Genomic DNA, 15,890 nt, shown 5'->3' on the forward strand with positions numbered 1-15,890 from the left:
GGGATCGAGGTAGAGCGCGTGGTGGCCGATATTGATGGTACGGCATCGGCCTACGCTGAACGCCCCATTGGTGGGCGGTTTGTTGAGATCAACGTGGATCGCGATGCCGCCGCCCGCTACATGATGTCCGTGCGCGACATTCAGGATGTTGTGCAGACTGCCATCGGCGGAATGCAGGTATCTGAATCCGTCGAGGGTCTTGAGCGCTTCCCGATTAACCTGCGCTACCCGCAGGAATGGCGCAACAGCCCGGAACGGCTACGGGATCTGCCGGTGGTAACCCCGTCGGGCGCGCACATTCCGCTCGGCAGTCTGGCAGAAATCAAAGTCGTCGATGGACCTGCCATGATCCGCTCTGAGAACGCCCGACGGACCGGTTTTGTCTTTATCGACATCGCGGGGCGTGATTTAGGTGGCTATGTCAATGAAGCTCGTGCGCTCGTCGCCGATCAGGTCACACTGCCAACGGGTTATTCGATCACGTGGTCCGGGCAGTACGAATACATCGAACGCATGCAGGAACGGCTCAAGCTCGTGGCCCCCGCCACATTACTGATCATCACGCTGATGCTGTTCATGGCCTTCAATCGGGTGATCGAGGTGGGGATTATTCTTGCTGCGTTACCCGTCGCCTTGGCCGGAGGCGTCTGGTTTCTGTGGTATCTAAGCTTTGACATCTCGGTCGCTGTGCTGGTGGGCTTCATCGCGCTGGCTGGCGTGGCGGTCGAAACGGCCATCGTGATGCTGCTGTATCTCAATCTGGCATGGGAAAAACGCAAGAAAGAAGCCGCGACTGAGCGGCGCGAAATGACCTCGCTAGATGTGGAAGAGGTTGTTTTTGAAGGCGCGCTCCTACGCGTCCGTCCCAAAGTCATGACAGTCGCAACCATCTTCGCAGCACTCATTCCGATCATGTACGGCACCGGAACCGGGTCCGAGATCATGCAGCGGATCGCGGCTCCGATGATAGGTGGCATGGCGACCGCGACCCTTCTGACGCTCTTTGTCATTCCGTCGATCTTCGTGATCTGGAAAAGGCTGGCCCTAAAACGGGTCAACAGAGAATTGCTGCAACCAGCTCAAGAACCCGCAGCACCTGTACCGGCAGAATAGGACCTGCCAATCAAAACCCAACCTGAAAGGACTACCCATGAAAACTCTCCCTCTTGCCCTCTCCGTTCTCGTTCTGAGCGCGACACTGGCGTTTGCGCAAATGAACCACTCGGACATGGACCATTCGAACATGCCGATGAGTGACGAAATGATGGAAGGTGCCGTTCATACCAAAGCCGTGGTGAATTCCATCGGCAAAGGCACTGCCAATGTCAGTCACGAACCCATCCCTGAAATCGGCTGGCCTGCCATGACGATGGATCTGGCAATGATGCCCGACGCGGAAATGATGGGCGAAATCGCGGCTGGGGATTCAGTCACGCTTATGCTGATCAAAGGCGACGACGGCATGTATGCAATTGGCGCGATGATGCCTGAATAAAGCGGCGACGGCTGGCTGGAGACCTTGTTTCTGGCCAGCGTCTTTTCTGAATCAGGCTAAGGAGCAAACGATGAAAACCGCTAGTTACTTCACCGCGATAATCGCACTTTCGCTGGCTTTCTTAACAGGAAGCGCAGATGCGCATTCCAAGAAAGAGGCAACAGAGCCTGCGGATGGCGCCGTTCTGGAGACGTCTCCGCCGACAATTGCGATGCGTTTTGACATGCCTATGCGTGTCACGCTGATCTCTCTGACCGATCAGGATGGGGCTGCACACGATGTGACGCGCACCGACAATATTCAGCCCGTCAGTGAATTCAGTGCCGCACCGCCTGCGCTGCCAGTCGGGCAATACAAGGTTGAATGGCGGGGGCTGGCAGATGATGGTCATCCAATGCAGGGGACGTTCAGTTTTGAAATCGCGAATTGAGATCCCATGCTGAGCGCTCTTGCTTCAGTTGATGCGGTCACTTGGTTGTCCATTTGCGTGAAAGCGCTTGTCTACGCGACAGCGCTGCTCGCCATGGGCAGCGTCTTGTGCATTCTAACGCTCCGCCGTCTTGCGGCCTCTGAAGTACAAGCGCTTCGCCGATTGTCAGTTTTCTGCGCCGTTGGGGCAGCGCTCTTGTCCCTTGCGCGACTACCGCTCAGGGCCAGTTTCCTGATGGGCGGCACATGGCAGGGCGCAACCGACCCGATGATGCTGACCATGGTTTCGGAAAGCCCTCTGGGCTCCAGCATCGCTTTGCGGCTTGTCGGATTGGTCTTGATCTGTGCGATCCTGCTGCCCGCGCGCCTTGGACGCCCGCTCGCGGCCTTCGGGGTCATCATCGTGGCTGCATCCTTCGTATTTCGCGGCCATGCGCTGGAAGAACCGCGCCTTTTGCTTGCCGCACTCATTACGCTGCATATCTTGGGCTTGGCGTTCTGGATCGGGGCCTTCGCGCCGCTCTACCGCCTTTCCGGGGCGAACACGGCCAGTGTCGCCGGGCAGATCAGCCACGATTTTGGCCGGATTGCCGTTTGGGTCGTTGGCGCGTTGACCTTGGCGGGCGGAGTGACCCTATGGCTGTTGACAGGCAATGTGCTGGATGCACTCTCTACGCCCTACGGGCAGTTTTTTGCAATCAAGCTGGGCGTTTTTCTTGGCATCATCGGCTTTGCGGCCTGGAACAAGTTGCGCCTGACGCCTGCCTTGCTTCGGCAAGAGCCGGGTGCGGGCGCGCATCTGCGCCGGAGCATTCGAACGGAAACTGCGCTTGTTGCATTGATCCTTGTGACAACAGCAATCCTGACGACAATCAGCGCGCCCGAAGCGACAAACCAAATCGGTAGTGCGGCCGCCAGCGGTCAGACTACAGAAACGAACAGAGGGGGTTTCTTATGAAATCGATCACACGTCGGACCTTTGGAAGTGGGATGATTGGGGCACTGGTGGCAACTGGCTTTCGGCCAACAGATCTACAGGCGGAAACGCCGTCAGACCTGATCGCGCGCGAAGGCGCGCTTCAACTCGCGCCCGCGACCTACCCAGAAACGCAGGTGTGGGGCTATAACGGAGCGGTTCCGGGTCCGACGATCAGGCTGCCGCAAGGCGGCCGCATGACGCGCCGGTTTGTCAATGAACTCCCGCAGCCGGGCACCATCCACTGGCACGGGATCCGCATCAACAACGCGATGGATGGCGTCCCCGGTCTTACACAAGACGTCGTCGAACCCGGAGCGACGTTTCTCTATGACTTCCTGGTGCCCGATGCCGGAACTTATTGGTATCACCCTCATAATCGGTCTTATGAGCAGATGGCGCGGGGGCTTTCCGGAGCGCTTATCGTTGAAGAGGCAAATGGCGGCCCGGAGGTTGACAGCGATGAGGTGCTTTTGATCGACGACTGGCGTCTGACGGAGGATGCCCAGATCGCGGGCGGTTTCGGTGACATGCACGACTGGGCGCATGCCGGTCGGATCGGGAACTGGATTACCGTAAATGGGACCGGAGATTGGCGGCTACCTGTTCAACAGTATAGTCGTCACCGCTTGCGCCTTGTGAACATCGCCAATGCGCGGATATTTTCGCTTGAGGCTCAGGGCCTTGAGGGCTGGGTGATTGCGTTGGACGGCATGCCGCTTGATGCACCACAACCGTTGGATCGCCTGACCCTGGCACCTGCGCAACGGGCGGACATCATTGTTGACGTGACAGCGAACGTTGGCGAGGAAGCTTTCCTTGTGAGCTTCGAGCGTGACGGCGGTTATGCAATCGCGACATTTGACGTCACAGCGATCGCCCGATCCGAACGTCTGGACGCTCCGTCACCCCTGCCACCCAACCCGGTCCCACATCTTGGCGCTTTGGAGACTGCCAAGAAAACGGCCCTTCTGATGGAAGGCGGGGCTATGGGACGGATGAGCGGTGCCATGATGGGCGGACAGATGATGGGCATGCGCGAGATGGCCGGTGCCGGTAAAGTCTGGGCCTTCAACGGCATGGCCGACATGCCGGATGCGCCTTTGCTGACGGCTGATCGGGGGGAAACCGTTCGGATCGACATCACCAACGATACGGCCTGGCCCCACGCGATGCATCTTCACGGCCACCACTTCCGCCAGATCGCCTCGAATGGGACGGCAGGTCCGCTGCGTGACACGCTGCTGATGGACCGAGGCGAGACCGCGCAGATCGCGTTTGTTGCCGACAATCCCGGAGATTGGCTGTTGCATTGCCACATGCTGGAGCATTCTGCAGGCGGAATGATGACATGGTTGCGCGTCGCTTGAACCGTGTAGCAACGGAATTAAACAACACAGGAGAAACCCAATGAACCGTAGAAACTTCCTAATGATCGCCGCTGGCTCAGCACTTGCCGCTGGTCCGGTCTTTGCCGCAACGCCACGCATGAAAGTGCTCAAATCCCCGACTTGCGGATGCTGCTCGGCATGGATCGCCCACGTAAAATCCGCCGGGATTGACGTTGATGCGCAAGACGTCACCCAAGATGCCTTGTGGGCCGCCAAGGAGAATGCGGGGATAACACCCGAGCTCAGCTCCTGTCACACAGGGCTCATCGAAGGGTACGTCATTGAAGGCCATGTTCCGGCGGCTGACATCCAACGTCTGCTGGCTGAGCGTCCAGATGCCGTTGGCCTGACCGTTCCCGGAATGCCGATCGGCTCGCCCGGCATGGAGATGGGCGACCAACGCGATGCTTTCGAAACGCTACTTGTACTGCATGGTGGAGAGCCGATTGTGTTTGAGCGCCATTCGTAGGTCTAACCACCTAAGTCACTTGCTTTGATCGCCACTTCACATGGCGTGGCGGTCAGCTATGGGACAGAAGTTTGGATTATGGCTCGAAGTCGGAACAATGAGCAGACTCTCTTACCGGATCAAGACCATTACCAATGAAGGTCAGCAATCCATCTTGAAAGGCCGCAACGCGCGCTTAAGCAGCCGTACACGCATGCGCAGCGAATTTACGCTTCGTCCGCATTGCGATGCTTCGTGGACGGCGCAGCGAACGTCAGCTATCGCAGATTTGCTCCAAGGCCTGAAGGTCTGTTGTGGGCTGGCACCACCAGAATGTTCTTTCTCTATTTGAAGCAAGAGCATCGGACCCATTAGGCTTCTAACGACATTGGCGAACCCCGCAAGCGGGGCCGGGCTGTTGGGGCTTTGCCCTGAATTCTGATCCCGCCTTCTTGCTGTAGCAATGCGTCTTGGCCAGTCTCATCCAGAGCCGTGCCAAGACATTTGCCACTTGGTCGCCATCACGATCCGTTTTCAGCCCTTATGGGTCGACATCCCTTTTGCAGGGCAGGCAGGGTCACGACCTGTCGCATTTGCAACGATCGCTGTCTCGCGCCGTCCGCTCGCTAGCATATTAGGGCTGGAGGCGGTCTATCCTGCGTCCTCATAGGGCTCGTACCTCAGGTTTGCGCTGTCGGCTTGATCAAAGCCGTCGGACCACCTGGTACGGCGCATACCGCAGCGCCATTGGAACACGACGCCCACCTCGACATCTTCACCATCTACTGTCGCCAAAATAATTTCGACCGGATAACCCGCATAATTCTTCACGTTCAACTCCTGACCTCCATTTGGTCGGAGCTGCAGTTATCAGGTGGCAGGTATATGCCTGTACCTATATATGCTTGGCCAACACAAAACGGAGTTTATAAACTTGCTTTACAGGCCTCTACATATTGCGCTTTTTCTGGGCGCGGCTTCATCGGCTGTCGCTGCCGAGTGGGAGATCGGCTTGTCGCGAGGTCTGGAGACCTATGCTGCGACTGCAAACGACGGGACCTTGCTCTTAGTTTGCGATCCTGACCGTGTCTACAACCCAAACGAGAGCCATGCGTATTTTTTATCGCGTCACAGCGATGACAAAGCGCCACAACGCATTGTCTTTCTCGCGGCGACCGGAGAGCAGGCTGCCTTTTCTGTGCAGGACGGGATCGCAACGCAACGTGATGCTGATCCTGCCGAATGGGCACAGCTCATCGATATGATCGAGGCGGGCGGTCAGATCGCTGTCGTGACCGCACGCGATGCCTTTACGCTGGATCAGGACGCGCTGCCCGGGCTTCGATGCCGCTGATCTTTTGAGCGAGCTCTTCGATCTCGGAGTGCAGCAGCGCTTTACCGAAGGCGGATAACAGCTGCGTCACCCCATAGACGTTGAGCGGGTCATCAATGCTTGTCTGCAACGCCGCCATATGGGCGGCGTCGAGCCTGATCATCGATTTCATGAAGGGGGCACCAGTGCCTTTGGGCTCGGCCAGGCGTGGTCGTGCAGCGGAGGCAACCTCATGCCAGGTCGCGGTGTCGCGCAGGTTTTGCATGCGGGCGCGAACCGCTTTGATCAAGGCACGCCGAACGTAGTCCGGGTCAAGGCCAGATCGTTCTGCCAGCGCCTCAATCCGTGCCTGACCCTCAGCTCCCATGCGCACGTAATAGGTTCGAGACTGCCCTTCGGTGCGAGTGCTGCAAGCATCATCCGCCACCGGCTGGGTGGATACCCCCGAGTTGATGCGCGCCGTTTCAGCCGAGGCTGCCTTCTCCCCTTTCCGGGGTTCTTTCTTGTCCACTGAATGTACCGCTGGGCCTTCTGTCGCGACCGCTTCCGCCGTACTTTGATCGAACGCGGCATATTTCGTAGTGAACTGCCGCGACCGCGCCAGCCTGTCTTCGTTCGAGACAGCGGTCCCGGACCGGTTTGGAATCTTCCTAGCCATTGGCGGAGTCTACGATTGCCTCGATGTCGCCAAGGATCTCACTGCATAAGGCGAGGGCGGAGGAAAGATGCCCCGCCTGCAACCGATGACGAAGATCCTGTTCATAAATGTCCCGCACGTATCCCATCGGTCCGGTCAACGGCATGCGCTGGATCGCAGTGAGATGGGGCACCGGCGTGGGCAGAAGTGGTAGGGTTGAAATCACCTCGAGGACCTCAAGGTCCTGTCGGTGAACCCTGCGTCTTGCTGCATCACGCTCTAAATCATCGCCTGCGGTCACGAAATCGATCGCGCGTTTGTCCGCGTTCATCAATACCGCGGAAAACAGCGGGGCGGGGTCATCCGGCCCGAGGGTCTCGATCATGCGCATAACCCATGTCAGGGTTTTCAGGGCCGCCACGAAATCCGATTGTACCGGCACGGCTGGCACCAGGATCATGTCGCAGGCCAGCGCCAGTGTTTCGGTGTCGGGGTGTTCGCCGGGGCGGGTGTCGATCAGAACCAGATCCACACCTTCAGCCTCAAAGCCATCCAGCGCGTGGTAAAGGCCTTCAACGGTCTCGGGGGCATCGGCCACGGTCAAGCCTGTGGGCCATGGAAGGCGTTGCAGATCACCAAAGTCGGCGCACGCGCTTTTAGATTCCCATTCGAGGATCTGCTTGTCAGCATCCGCATCCATGACATGCACACGGCGGCCGCGTGCCAGCATGGCGGACGCAAGCATCTGTATGAGAGTTGTCTTTCCCGAACCGCCCTTCGCGGAGATGGCCGTCACAACAAGCATTCAATGTCTCCATGACGTATATCTTGCGCCGTTATGGCGATGCCTCGGGGTGGCGTCCAGACCTTGCGCGATACAGGCGTTCAACCTTTGGGTCAGACAGATGTGCAGCTGCTGAGGCGATGTGCTGTTTTGGCGATCATCTGCGTACGCGTTCGGTCAATCGGTCAGCCGGTCACTTACGCTGACCGTCATTGCAGCGCCCAACCTTTTCGCCATCGCGTCGTTGTGGCAATTTCCCAATGCTGCCCTCAGCCTTCGAGGTGTCGGGTCACCTGACCATCGACTATCCGTATCAGTGCCGAGGTAATACGCACGGTGCTGCGCAGGCGTTCCAATCCCACAAGGTCTTCTTCTCCTTCCGGGTAAATCCCTTTGAGCATTCAACGCCAATGAAGGGATATCGTGTCGGCTGCGCCGACGTCATCCCCGCGCCTGTTCAGGATCCGGGCCGGGGTCCCGGATCGCGGCGCGGGGGAGGCGGTGTCCCTTCGGTCTGTTCGTTGTCGCGTGGGGTTTACAGCAGGCATGGCCAAGGCCCTGCCTGCTGATCACCGAAGGTGCGACAACGGACCGAAGGGACGTTGACAGGAACGGTATTATGTATGACAAAACTTGTTCGGCGACTCATTAGGGTTTTCGTGTTTACAAAAACTATTTAATGATAAATTTTGCCGCCCATGTCGAAACGCCTCTCCACCATAGCCCGACAGGAGGTTCTCCGGCTTGCCGCGCAAGGGCTTGGCGATGAGGAGATCGCTGTGCGTGTTGGCTGCTCCCGGCCCACTGTCGCCCGCGCGCGGGCGCGCGGCGTGGTGACGGATCGAACCACAAAGGGCCGCGTGCTGCAGGTTCGGGTGTCCGCCCGTGAGGCCGAAGCATTCGAGGCGCTTGTGGCTGAGACGGGCATGACCACGTCGGGTTTGCTTCGGCACATGATCCGTTTGTCATCCGGCATTGTCGCGTTTCGCCGGGACGAGGTCACGGCGCTCAAGGCGTCGGCCAATCAGCTCAATGCCTTGGCGCGCAATCTTGTGCAGATGCTGAAGCTTGCCCATGCGGGCAAGCTGCGGTGGAACGCTCGCGACGCGGCACTGGTCGGTCGGCTTGCGGACCGGGCTGAAGAGGTTGCCCGGGCCGTGCAGGCTTTGCGCGCGGCCTCGCTGCGCGGGGCCTTCGTCCGGGTGTCCGATCTTCGGGACGTTGGGGATGGGCAGCGCGATGGCTGAAACACGCACCCTCCAGCAGGCGGTATTGGGCGAGATACTGCCTCATGTGGGGCGGCGGTCTGCAGCCATGGCGGGCGAGGCGCGCGTATCGCCGGGCCGTCGGCGTGGCGCGTCCGGTGGGGCGGTTGCGGTAATGTCCTGGAACGCGCTGCGGGTGCCGCAAAGCGTGGTGAAGCGGGTCGGCACGGGCGGGTGTCATTCGCCCAAAGAGTTACGCCGACAGATGAAATACATCCTGCGCGACGAGGCGCGGGTCGCAGCCTGGTCGAACCAGATCGGCATCGATCGTGTCTTTGGCGAGCGTGGCATGGAAAATGTCATTACCGATTGGTGTGCATCCTGGTGCGGGGCCCCGAAACGGGGTCACACCGATCACATCATCCTGTCCTTTCCCAAGGGAACCGAGGCGGAGTTGGCGGAAGCCATCTCGCGCGAATGGGCGCAGGAGGTGTTCGGCGGGGATTACCGGGATCGATATCGGTATGTGGCGGCCCTCCATTGCAACACAGAGCATGTGCATGCCCATGTTCTTGTCGACAAGGTCGGGATGGAGGACGGCAAGTTCCTCTCGATCAGCCGCCATTCCGAGATCAACTATGACATGATGCGCGAGTTGCATGCGCAGATCTCGGGCGAGCACGGGCTGGTGCTGAACGCCTCTTCCCGTCTGTCGCGCGGCATCATGGAAAACGCTCCGCGGGACACCGATTTGCAGGCGGCCCGCAAGGAGGGACGGGAGCCAGTGGTTGCCCCGCTGGATCCTGAAAGCCGCGCTCTGCGAGAGGCTGAGATACGCAGACACGCCGAGGGGTATCGGCAGCTGGCGCAACTTGCGGGGATGGGCCTGGAGGCCGACACCCCTCCGGATGGATGGATGGGGCGCATCGCGGAGGGCGCAGAGCTTGCCGCCACCAACTTGATGAAAGGAATGCCGGTGAAAGAAGGGTTTGCCGAAGGGGTTGATATCCCCGCTGCCGGAGCGGATGTGATCGGTCGTCTGATCGCCGCCCGCGAGACATTGCAAGCGGAAGCCGACACCGCCTGGAGCGCCATTCAGGACATGGCTCCCAGTGCCGAAAAGGTCGAACTGGAACAGCTCTTTGCCGGGCAGGCCCGCGAAATGGGCACACTTCTGGGCCGCGATTTTCTTGCGGATCATTCTTCATCGGTGTCGCCCGAGCGCGATCCCTACAGTGTGCAGGGCATTGCGGGGCTGGCTGCACGGGCAGAAGACGAGGACAATTCGCTCTGGGCTGAGGCCGATGCTGCACTGGGTCGTTTCAGAGCGGAATTGGCGCGGGTTTTGGCACCGATGGAGGAACGACTCGAGGAGGCGGGCAGCAGTATCGAAGAAGTTGCTGCCCGTTTCACCGCACCCCATCGCAGCGAGGCGCAACTCGAAGCCTCACGCCCAGTGGACGCACAGGAGCGCTCGGACTGGCTTCGGCTCGAACGCGATCTGCAGGCGCGCGCGCGTGATGTTTTTGCGGGGCTGCACATGGATTGTGATCTTTTGGCGGATCTGGCGCGTCAGGATATTCTTGACGCGGGGCAGGGCAGCCGCCTTGCCGACATCACCACGCTGGACAAGCTGATCTCCGACGTGCGGCAAGACCTGCGCGACGGGGATATGGATCAGTTGGCAGCGGGCCGGATCGATCCACTCATGGACCGCATCGAAGACCCTGGTCTGCGACAAGCCGTGTTCTCGGAGCTAAAGGCCATCGCCGCGGTGGATGCGGATGATGACATTGCCGGCCGCGACAGCGAACCCGCCGCCACCTACCGGACCCGGATCGAGGCTTTCGAGCGCGCCGAGGAGCGGGGGCGCGACCGGGACGATACCAGCGGCGACTACGGCCTCTAGAGGATTCAAAACATGCTGCATGCAATGGAAAGCCGTTGGCGGTATCCGATCGCCATCCTGCTCGGTCTCGGTGTTGGCATCTGGATCGGTGCCGCGATCGCCACGCTCTATCTGATGGCGCGATTTGGCGAAGACCTAGGTGGGTTCGATATTTTCGAACTTTGGCTGCTCAATCTGTCTGATCCACGGATCAAGGCAAACCCTGCGATGGAACATACTGCTTGGCTCATCACGGCACTTCCTGCCCTGCTTCTGGCGGCGACAGGAGCGACGTCCGTTCATCGCGGGTCGCTCACCGATTATGATGATGCACATTTCCAGTCGCGTCCCGAGCTCCGCCGCAACCGTATGTCGGCGTCTCTTTCCCAGAACGGCTTTCTGTTCGGCAAGCTCGGGTCACCTGCGTCCCGCGCGCCTTTCGTGTCGGCCACGCCAGATCGCTTCCCGCACGCAATAATGATCGCGCCAACGGGCCGGGGCAAAGGGGTAGGCTTCGTTTTACCGAACCTTTTGCACTTCCAGGGCAGTGCCGTGATCCTCGACGTCAAGGGCGAGAATTTCGAGAAGACATCCATCCACCGCCAAAAGGCGCTGAACAATCAGGTCTGGTACTTTTCGCCCTATGACTACGTTCAGCCCGAGGGCACGAACGGGCCCGTCCTGACCCGCACGCACCGGTTCAATCCTCTCCAGCGCATTGCCGATCTGCCCAGCCCCGAGCAGCAATACACCGCCGTCAACACCATGGCGGACTTGTTCCTCATCGTCGAAAGCGTGAACGCGCAGAGCTTTTTCCAGGCCGGACGCAGCCTGTTCGTGGCGTCTTGCCTCTATGCCATCGAGACCGGCAAGCCGACGATCGGTGAGGCGCTGCGGATCATGACTGGCGGCGGCAATAAAAAGGAATTCTACAAACGGGCCGCGATACAGACCGCAAACCCGGTGGTGGCAGAGATTTTCCTGAGCATGGCCGACGAAGTGGACAAGATTCTCGATTCCTATGTCAGTGTGATCCGAGGTGCCGGGTTGGAGCTCTGGCTCGATCCGGCGGTGGACCGGGCGACACAGGCAAGCGATTTCGACTTCGGGACGTTCCGACGAGAGCCACAGTCGCTCTATATTGTTGTGCAGCCGGAACACCTGAAAACACTGGCCCCCCTAATCCGGCTCCTGTTCGCCGATGCCATCGCATGTCTGCAGCGCGCGCATCCCGGACCGGACGAGCCACATCCCGTCATGTTTCTGATGGATGAATTCGACCAACTGGGCAAACAACCCCTGGTCTTGCAGAGCATCAAGACGATCCGCTCCTATGGCGGGCGGCTCTTTATCATCTCGCAGTCGATCCCCGGACTTGAGGGCATCTACGGCGAAACCGACCGCCGCGCGCTGCAGGCCGGTGCGGGTGTACAGATTTACATGACCCCGCAGGATGATCGCACCGCAGACGTGCTGTCCGCAGCCCTCGGCAAACGCACGATCGTGGGCAAGACCAGATCACAGGCAACCGTGCGCAAGCTCTCGGAAAGCGCAAATATCAGCCGTCGCTCGGAAGAACGGGCGCTGGTATCCCCCGCTGAATTGCTGCGTTTCCCGCTCGACAAGGTCCTTGTCCTGCCTGAGGGGCAATATCCCATCAAGGCGGATCACATCCGCTACTATGCGGACCGGCATTTTGAGGAGATCGACAAAGCACGGCAGGGGCATGCTTTGCCCTATCCTCCTGCTGCAGCGCCAGTCTCGAACAGGCCGAAAAAAATCACCCTCGAGCAACCAGAACCGGCAGCACCCGCGGCGATCTCCATGGGCGACAAGGAATTCGAGACTGCGGTCCAGACCTATACTGGCGCGCTACAGGGATACGCAGAGGCCGCGAGGGCAAAGCCAAAGAAAACACGTTCCGGTGGTCGGAAGCGCCCATCCACCTTGTTGAAGCAGGCGTCGCCTTGAATCCTGGGAATGAGGCCTGACTGCTTTTCTCGCAGTCCGTGGTGCTGATCACTGAACTGTTTGGAAAGGGCTGGTTTCAGTCCGCCAAGTCGTCGAGCGTGACGTCGAGGGCGCTTGCCAATGCGCGCAGGGTTGTGACCGAACCTTGCTTGCGGCCGGTTTCGATCTCGGCCACGGTGACGCGGCTCACTCCAGACTTTTCGGCCAGCGCGGCCTGCGTCAGACCTCGCAGATCTCGGTAGACACGCAGGGTGTTTTCGCCATTTAGCAGGCGATTTACGAAGTCCAATGGGACAAGCTCTTCTTCTCCCGCTGCCAGCGCTGCCTTGGCGCGGTCATAGCTCTGCAGATCAGCCAGATCTTCAGCCGCAGCCTGCAGGCGGTCGTATTCTTCGCGGGGGATCGTCACCATCTCGTTCATGTCATGTCCTTTCAATCATAGATGCCGCCACGGGGTCCGATATCCAGAACAGCCAGGACATTGCCCTGATCATCCATGATAACACGCCAATCACCTACCCGTAGCCGAATTCCCTCCCGGCCCTTGAGGGACTTCACATTGTTGGCCTGCGATGAAGGTTCTTGCGCATAAGCCTCAATCTTGGAGCGGATCAGCACCGCAGAGTTCACAGGCATCCGGCGCAACGCTTTGATTGCGGCCTTCGTATAGCTGATCTGCTTCATGGTGTAGCTATGAGCGACAGTGCTTTCGAAGTCAACTGAAATGTCGCGCGGAGCTACATGCACGTTCAATCCAAGGTGACTGCTTAACCTGAGCTGTTTGGCACCCACACCTGTTCGACCCCGCGTCTCCCGTCCTTCCGACCAAGCTGCACCACGACATCGATGCTGGACGCGGCATAGCGCCTTACCTCCTCAAAACTCATATTGATGCCGACGGACATGACCATGAGGGCAAGGCGGTCGAGCGCCTTCTGCGCGGTATCGGCGTGAATTGTGGTGAAAGAGCCTGAATGGCCGGTGTTGATCGCGTCGAGGAAGGTCTTGCACTCATCGCCGCGCAATTCGCCAAGAATGATCCGGTCAGGACGCATGCGCAAAGAGGTCTCCAGCAATTTGGCCGCCGTGCGTTCACTTGAGGGGATACGGTCAGCCTTGAGCATCGCGTGATTGGGCTGCGGAGGAAAGAGCTCGAATGCGTCCTCGATGGTCACGATACGCTCCGTCTCGGTCACCAGCGCGAGAAGTGCCCGGGCAAAAGTCGTTTTGCCCGTGGACGTCCCGCCACTGATCATGATGTTCAACCGCTCGTCGATGCAGAGTTTCATGGCGGCTCGAATATCCCCCGCCTCGGTCAGTGCGATCACCCGTTCGGCTTTTGCCTGTCGTTCGGCATCCAAGTCTATCAATGCACCGTGCAGCAGACCGATGTCGCCCAAGGTGAGTTGGTCTTCACTATAGCGGCGCAAAGTGATCGAGGGCCCGCCATCCACGACCGGTGGATAGACGACCTGTGCCCGGATCGGCTTGCCGTTCATCTCGATCTTGCCGGAGACGAGTGGCTTTTTCTCGCTGATCTGTCCGTGGGTGGCGCTGGCAATGGATGTTGCAAGGTCCCGAGCTTGGGAAGGGGAGAAAAACACACCTTCGAGGCCAACCATATGCTCAGCCCCCCGGGTTTCCAGCCAGACCTTTCCATCGGGATTAATGGCGATCTCGACCACGCCGGGATCGGAGAGTGGTGCAGCCAGCGGTTTAAGATAGGTCGAAAGAAAACTGGTTTTTTCTGCCGCCGGGTTCATGGCTGGCCGCCTGTGCGTTTCAGGTTTGTGTTGCTTTGAGACACGCGGCCTCTCCCTTCGGTCGAACGCGTGTTTCGGCACATGATTATTTTGTCGAATCCGAAAAGCACTTAATAGAACTCGAGATCACGGTCGACGATCACACTGATCGCAGCACCCGGCTGGACCGAGATAACCGGAGGCAGGGTGGCATATTCGCCAATCACCGCATCTGTGGCCTGCGAAAAACTGCCCGCGACATCCTCGGCAATTTCTGATCTGGTCTCGGAGCTGGCCTCGGATGCGGCGATTGCCGGTCCTGCGCCGATGATCGAGAGCAATGCGGCTGTGCCAAAGCGCAGCCCAAAGCGGGAGTTCACGGAGCCCGTCACGCCCGAGCGGCCCTGATCGTCCGCGCCAAATGCGGCGAGCTGAACCGATTGCCCCTCGGGTGTGACGATGCGTGACCAGCCAACCAGAATGCGGGCCTGGCCCAAAGAGACGTTCGAATTGTACGTCCCGAAGAGGCGGGAGCCTTCGGGAATGAGAACGCGGGACTGATCGAAACTCCAGACCGGGTAGTTCACGATGGCGGTAATCTGTCCGGGCAATGTGGATTCGATGGCGGTTTCCAGTGACGCTTGAATGAGCGTGCCCTGCAGCACCGTATTGGAAGGATTGGCGATAACCTGCGCTGTCGCGACTTGAACGGGCTGGGCACCGTCCAACACGAAGGCGCGCGCCGCTGCATCTCCGACCGCAGGTCCCCTCTCAGGGTCAGATGCCGGACTGCCCGTCTGGCCGCCCGCATCAAAGATCACCCCTTCGGACCGGATTTGTGTGTTGCGCAGCGCCGCCGCCTCGGCACGCCGACGGTCCAGTTCAGCCCGTTGCGCGGCTTCCTCCGCTGCGAGTTGATCCCGCTCGGTTTGCGCGCGTAGAGCATCATTCATACCGTCATCGATCTGCTGTTGCAGGGCGTCGTTCTGGCGCTGCAGTCCGAGCATTTGCTCCATCAACTGCTCCATCCGGCCATCGGCAACACGCGCGCGTGCGGCAACCTCATCGGCGATACGCTTTTGCGCTTCAAGATCGGCTTCTGCCAATCGGGTGTCCATCTCGCTTTGCATCTGGGCGATGAGCGCCGTGTTCTGTTCCTGGACCGAACGCAGCGCTTCGGCCAGCTCGGCGGAATTGTCGGGGGCAGGGGCCTCGGCCAGTCTTGCCAACTGGGCTTGTAGGGCGACCACGTCGCTCGCAAGCTTGGCGTTCTGTTCCTCGAGAGCTTGGCGCTGCGCCGCGAGTTCATCCTCGATTGGTCCGGGATCGAACCTCGGCTCTGATCTTTGTTCGGTCGGTTCAGCGTCGGCTGTCATGCGGCCAAACCCGTCACCGTCAACTTGATCCTGAAAGTCGTCGGCTTTCGATGTTTCAACGGCAGAAGTGATGCCGCTGCCTTGCACAAGCGGGTAGGCAATGATGGCGGTCCCTGCCACAAGCAATGCACTCAAACCAAGCCTGAGCCCGAGAGATGCGCGCCGCTTGGGTGCGAAGCTGTATTCCTTTTCCCCGGTTTTCTCGTTGCTCATGA

At 59.5% G+C, this 15,890-nt stretch carries 18 protein-coding genes; 11 read left to right on the forward strand and 7 right to left on the reverse strand.

Annotated features, from left to right (window positions below; translation table 11 throughout):
- The 7 genes from ACSHXH_RS17635 to ACSHXH_RS17665 all read left to right on the forward strand — a co-directional run.
- Positions 1-1,113, forward strand: a 1,113-nt coding sequence (locus ACSHXH_RS17635; protein ID WP_435673118.1) for an efflux RND transporter permease subunit, incomplete at its 5' end; no start/stop codon positions are given.
- A 37-nt stretch (positions 1,114-1,150) separates the two neighbouring features.
- The gene (locus tag ACSHXH_RS17640) at positions 1,151-1,495 is read left to right on the forward strand and encodes a copper-binding protein (RefSeq protein ID WP_435673119.1); all 345 of its coding nucleotides are present in this window, start codon (positions 1,151-1,153) and stop codon (positions 1,493-1,495) included.
- A 70-nt stretch (positions 1,496-1,565) separates the two neighbouring features.
- Positions 1,566-1,925 carry a copper resistance CopC family protein gene (locus ACSHXH_RS17645; RefSeq protein ID WP_435673120.1) on the forward strand — a complete coding sequence of 120 codons (360 nt, stop codon included), beginning with the start codon at positions 1,566-1,568 and terminating at the stop codon, positions 1,923-1,925.
- Positions 1,926-1,931: 6 nt separating this feature from the next.
- Positions 1,932-2,882, forward strand: coding sequence for a copper resistance D family protein (locus ACSHXH_RS17650; RefSeq protein WP_435673121.1), 951 nt, complete (start codon positions 1,932-1,934; stop codon positions 2,880-2,882).
- A complete protein-coding gene (locus tag ACSHXH_RS17655; RefSeq protein ID WP_435673122.1) occupies positions 2,879-4,270 on the forward strand; it encodes a multicopper oxidase family protein in 1,392 nt (463 codons plus the stop codon). Before ACSHXH_RS17650 ends, ACSHXH_RS17655 begins: the two co-directional genes overlap by 4 nt.
- 40 nt (positions 4,271-4,310) lie before the next feature.
- Positions 4,311-4,760: a DUF411 domain-containing protein gene (locus ACSHXH_RS17660; RefSeq protein ID WP_435673123.1), complete on the forward strand. Its 450-nt coding sequence runs from the start codon at positions 4,311-4,313 to the stop codon at positions 4,758-4,760.
- A 58-nt stretch (positions 4,761-4,818) separates the two neighbouring features.
- Complete coding sequence (locus tag ACSHXH_RS17665) at positions 4,819-5,091, forward strand: hypothetical protein (RefSeq protein ID WP_435673124.1); 273 nt, start codon at positions 4,819-4,821, stop codon at positions 5,089-5,091.
- A gap of 299 nt (positions 5,092-5,390) precedes the next feature.
- On the opposite strand, the gene ACSHXH_RS17670 is transcribed toward ACSHXH_RS17665, so the two are convergent.
- Complete coding sequence (locus tag ACSHXH_RS17670; protein WP_435673125.1) at positions 5,391-5,570, reverse strand: hypothetical protein; 180 nt, start codon at positions 5,568-5,570, stop codon at positions 5,391-5,393.
- 181 nt (positions 5,571-5,751) lie between these two features.
- Here ACSHXH_RS17670 and ACSHXH_RS17675 point away from each other — a divergent pair, with 181 nt between their 5' ends.
- Positions 5,752-6,093, forward strand: coding sequence for a hypothetical protein (locus ACSHXH_RS17675; RefSeq protein WP_068247265.1), 342 nt, complete (start codon positions 5,752-5,754; stop codon positions 6,091-6,093).
- On the opposite strand, the gene ACSHXH_RS17680 is transcribed toward ACSHXH_RS17675, so the two are convergent.
- Both ACSHXH_RS17680 and ACSHXH_RS17685 read right to left on the reverse strand, forming a co-directional pair.
- Entirely contained in the window at positions 6,050-6,583 is a 534-nt protein-coding gene (locus ACSHXH_RS17680) for a hypothetical protein (RefSeq protein ID WP_435673126.1), read from the reverse strand. The two genes, ACSHXH_RS17675 and ACSHXH_RS17680, sit on opposite strands and share 44 nt — an antisense overlap.
- A 139-nt stretch (positions 6,584-6,722) precedes the next feature.
- Positions 6,723-7,514: an AAA family ATPase gene (locus ACSHXH_RS17685; RefSeq protein ID WP_435673127.1), complete on the reverse strand. Its 792-nt coding sequence runs from the start codon at positions 7,512-7,514 to the stop codon at positions 6,723-6,725.
- 677 nt (positions 7,515-8,191) lie between these two features.
- Here ACSHXH_RS17685 and ACSHXH_RS17690 point away from each other — a divergent pair.
- Genes ACSHXH_RS17690 through ACSHXH_RS17700 form a run of 3 tightly spaced genes read left to right on the forward strand, consistent with a single transcriptional unit; the run spans position 8,192 to position 12,557 of the window.
- Complete coding sequence (locus ACSHXH_RS17690; RefSeq protein ID WP_435673128.1) at positions 8,192-8,740, forward strand: helix-turn-helix domain-containing protein; 549 nt, start codon at positions 8,192-8,194, stop codon at positions 8,738-8,740.
- Entirely contained in the window at positions 8,733-10,607 is a 1,875-nt protein-coding gene (locus ACSHXH_RS17695) for a relaxase/mobilization nuclease domain-containing protein (protein ID WP_435673129.1), read from the forward strand. Before ACSHXH_RS17690 ends, ACSHXH_RS17695 begins: the two co-directional genes overlap by 8 nt.
- A gap of 12 nt (positions 10,608-10,619) precedes the next feature.
- On the forward strand, positions 10,620-12,557 hold the full coding sequence (locus ACSHXH_RS17700; RefSeq protein ID WP_435673130.1) for a type IV secretory system conjugative DNA transfer family protein: 1,938 nt from the start codon (positions 10,620-10,622) through the stop codon (positions 12,555-12,557).
- 76 nt (positions 12,558-12,633) lie between these two features.
- Here the strand turns inward: ACSHXH_RS17700 and ACSHXH_RS17705 are convergent, their stop codons facing one another.
- The 4 genes from ACSHXH_RS17705 to ACSHXH_RS17720 form a co-directional block, all read right to left on the reverse strand.
- A complete protein-coding gene (locus ACSHXH_RS17705; RefSeq protein WP_435673131.1) occupies positions 12,634-12,978 on the reverse strand; it encodes a helix-turn-helix transcriptional regulator in 345 nt (114 codons plus the stop codon).
- 11 nt (positions 12,979-12,989) lie between these two features.
- Positions 12,990-13,241 carry a type II toxin-antitoxin system RelE family toxin gene (locus ACSHXH_RS17710; RefSeq protein ID WP_435673132.1) on the reverse strand — a complete coding sequence of 84 codons (252 nt, stop codon included), beginning with the start codon at positions 13,239-13,241 and terminating at the stop codon, positions 12,990-12,992.
- Between the two features lie 83 nt (positions 13,242-13,324).
- Positions 13,325-14,320 carry a P-type DNA transfer ATPase VirB11 gene (virB11, locus tag ACSHXH_RS17715; RefSeq protein WP_435673133.1) on the reverse strand — a complete coding sequence of 332 codons (996 nt, stop codon included), beginning with the start codon at positions 14,318-14,320 and terminating at the stop codon, positions 13,325-13,327.
- Between the two features lie 110 nt (positions 14,321-14,430).
- Positions 14,431-15,888, reverse strand: a complete 1,458-nt coding sequence (locus ACSHXH_RS17720; protein WP_435673134.1) for a TrbI/VirB10 family protein — start codon at positions 15,886-15,888, stop codon at positions 14,431-14,433.
- Between the last annotated feature and the right edge of the window lie 2 nt (positions 15,889-15,890).

The organism is Marivita sp., from assembly GCF_051251565.1.
GTDB lineage: Bacteria > Pseudomonadota > Alphaproteobacteria > Rhodobacterales > Rhodobacteraceae > Marivita.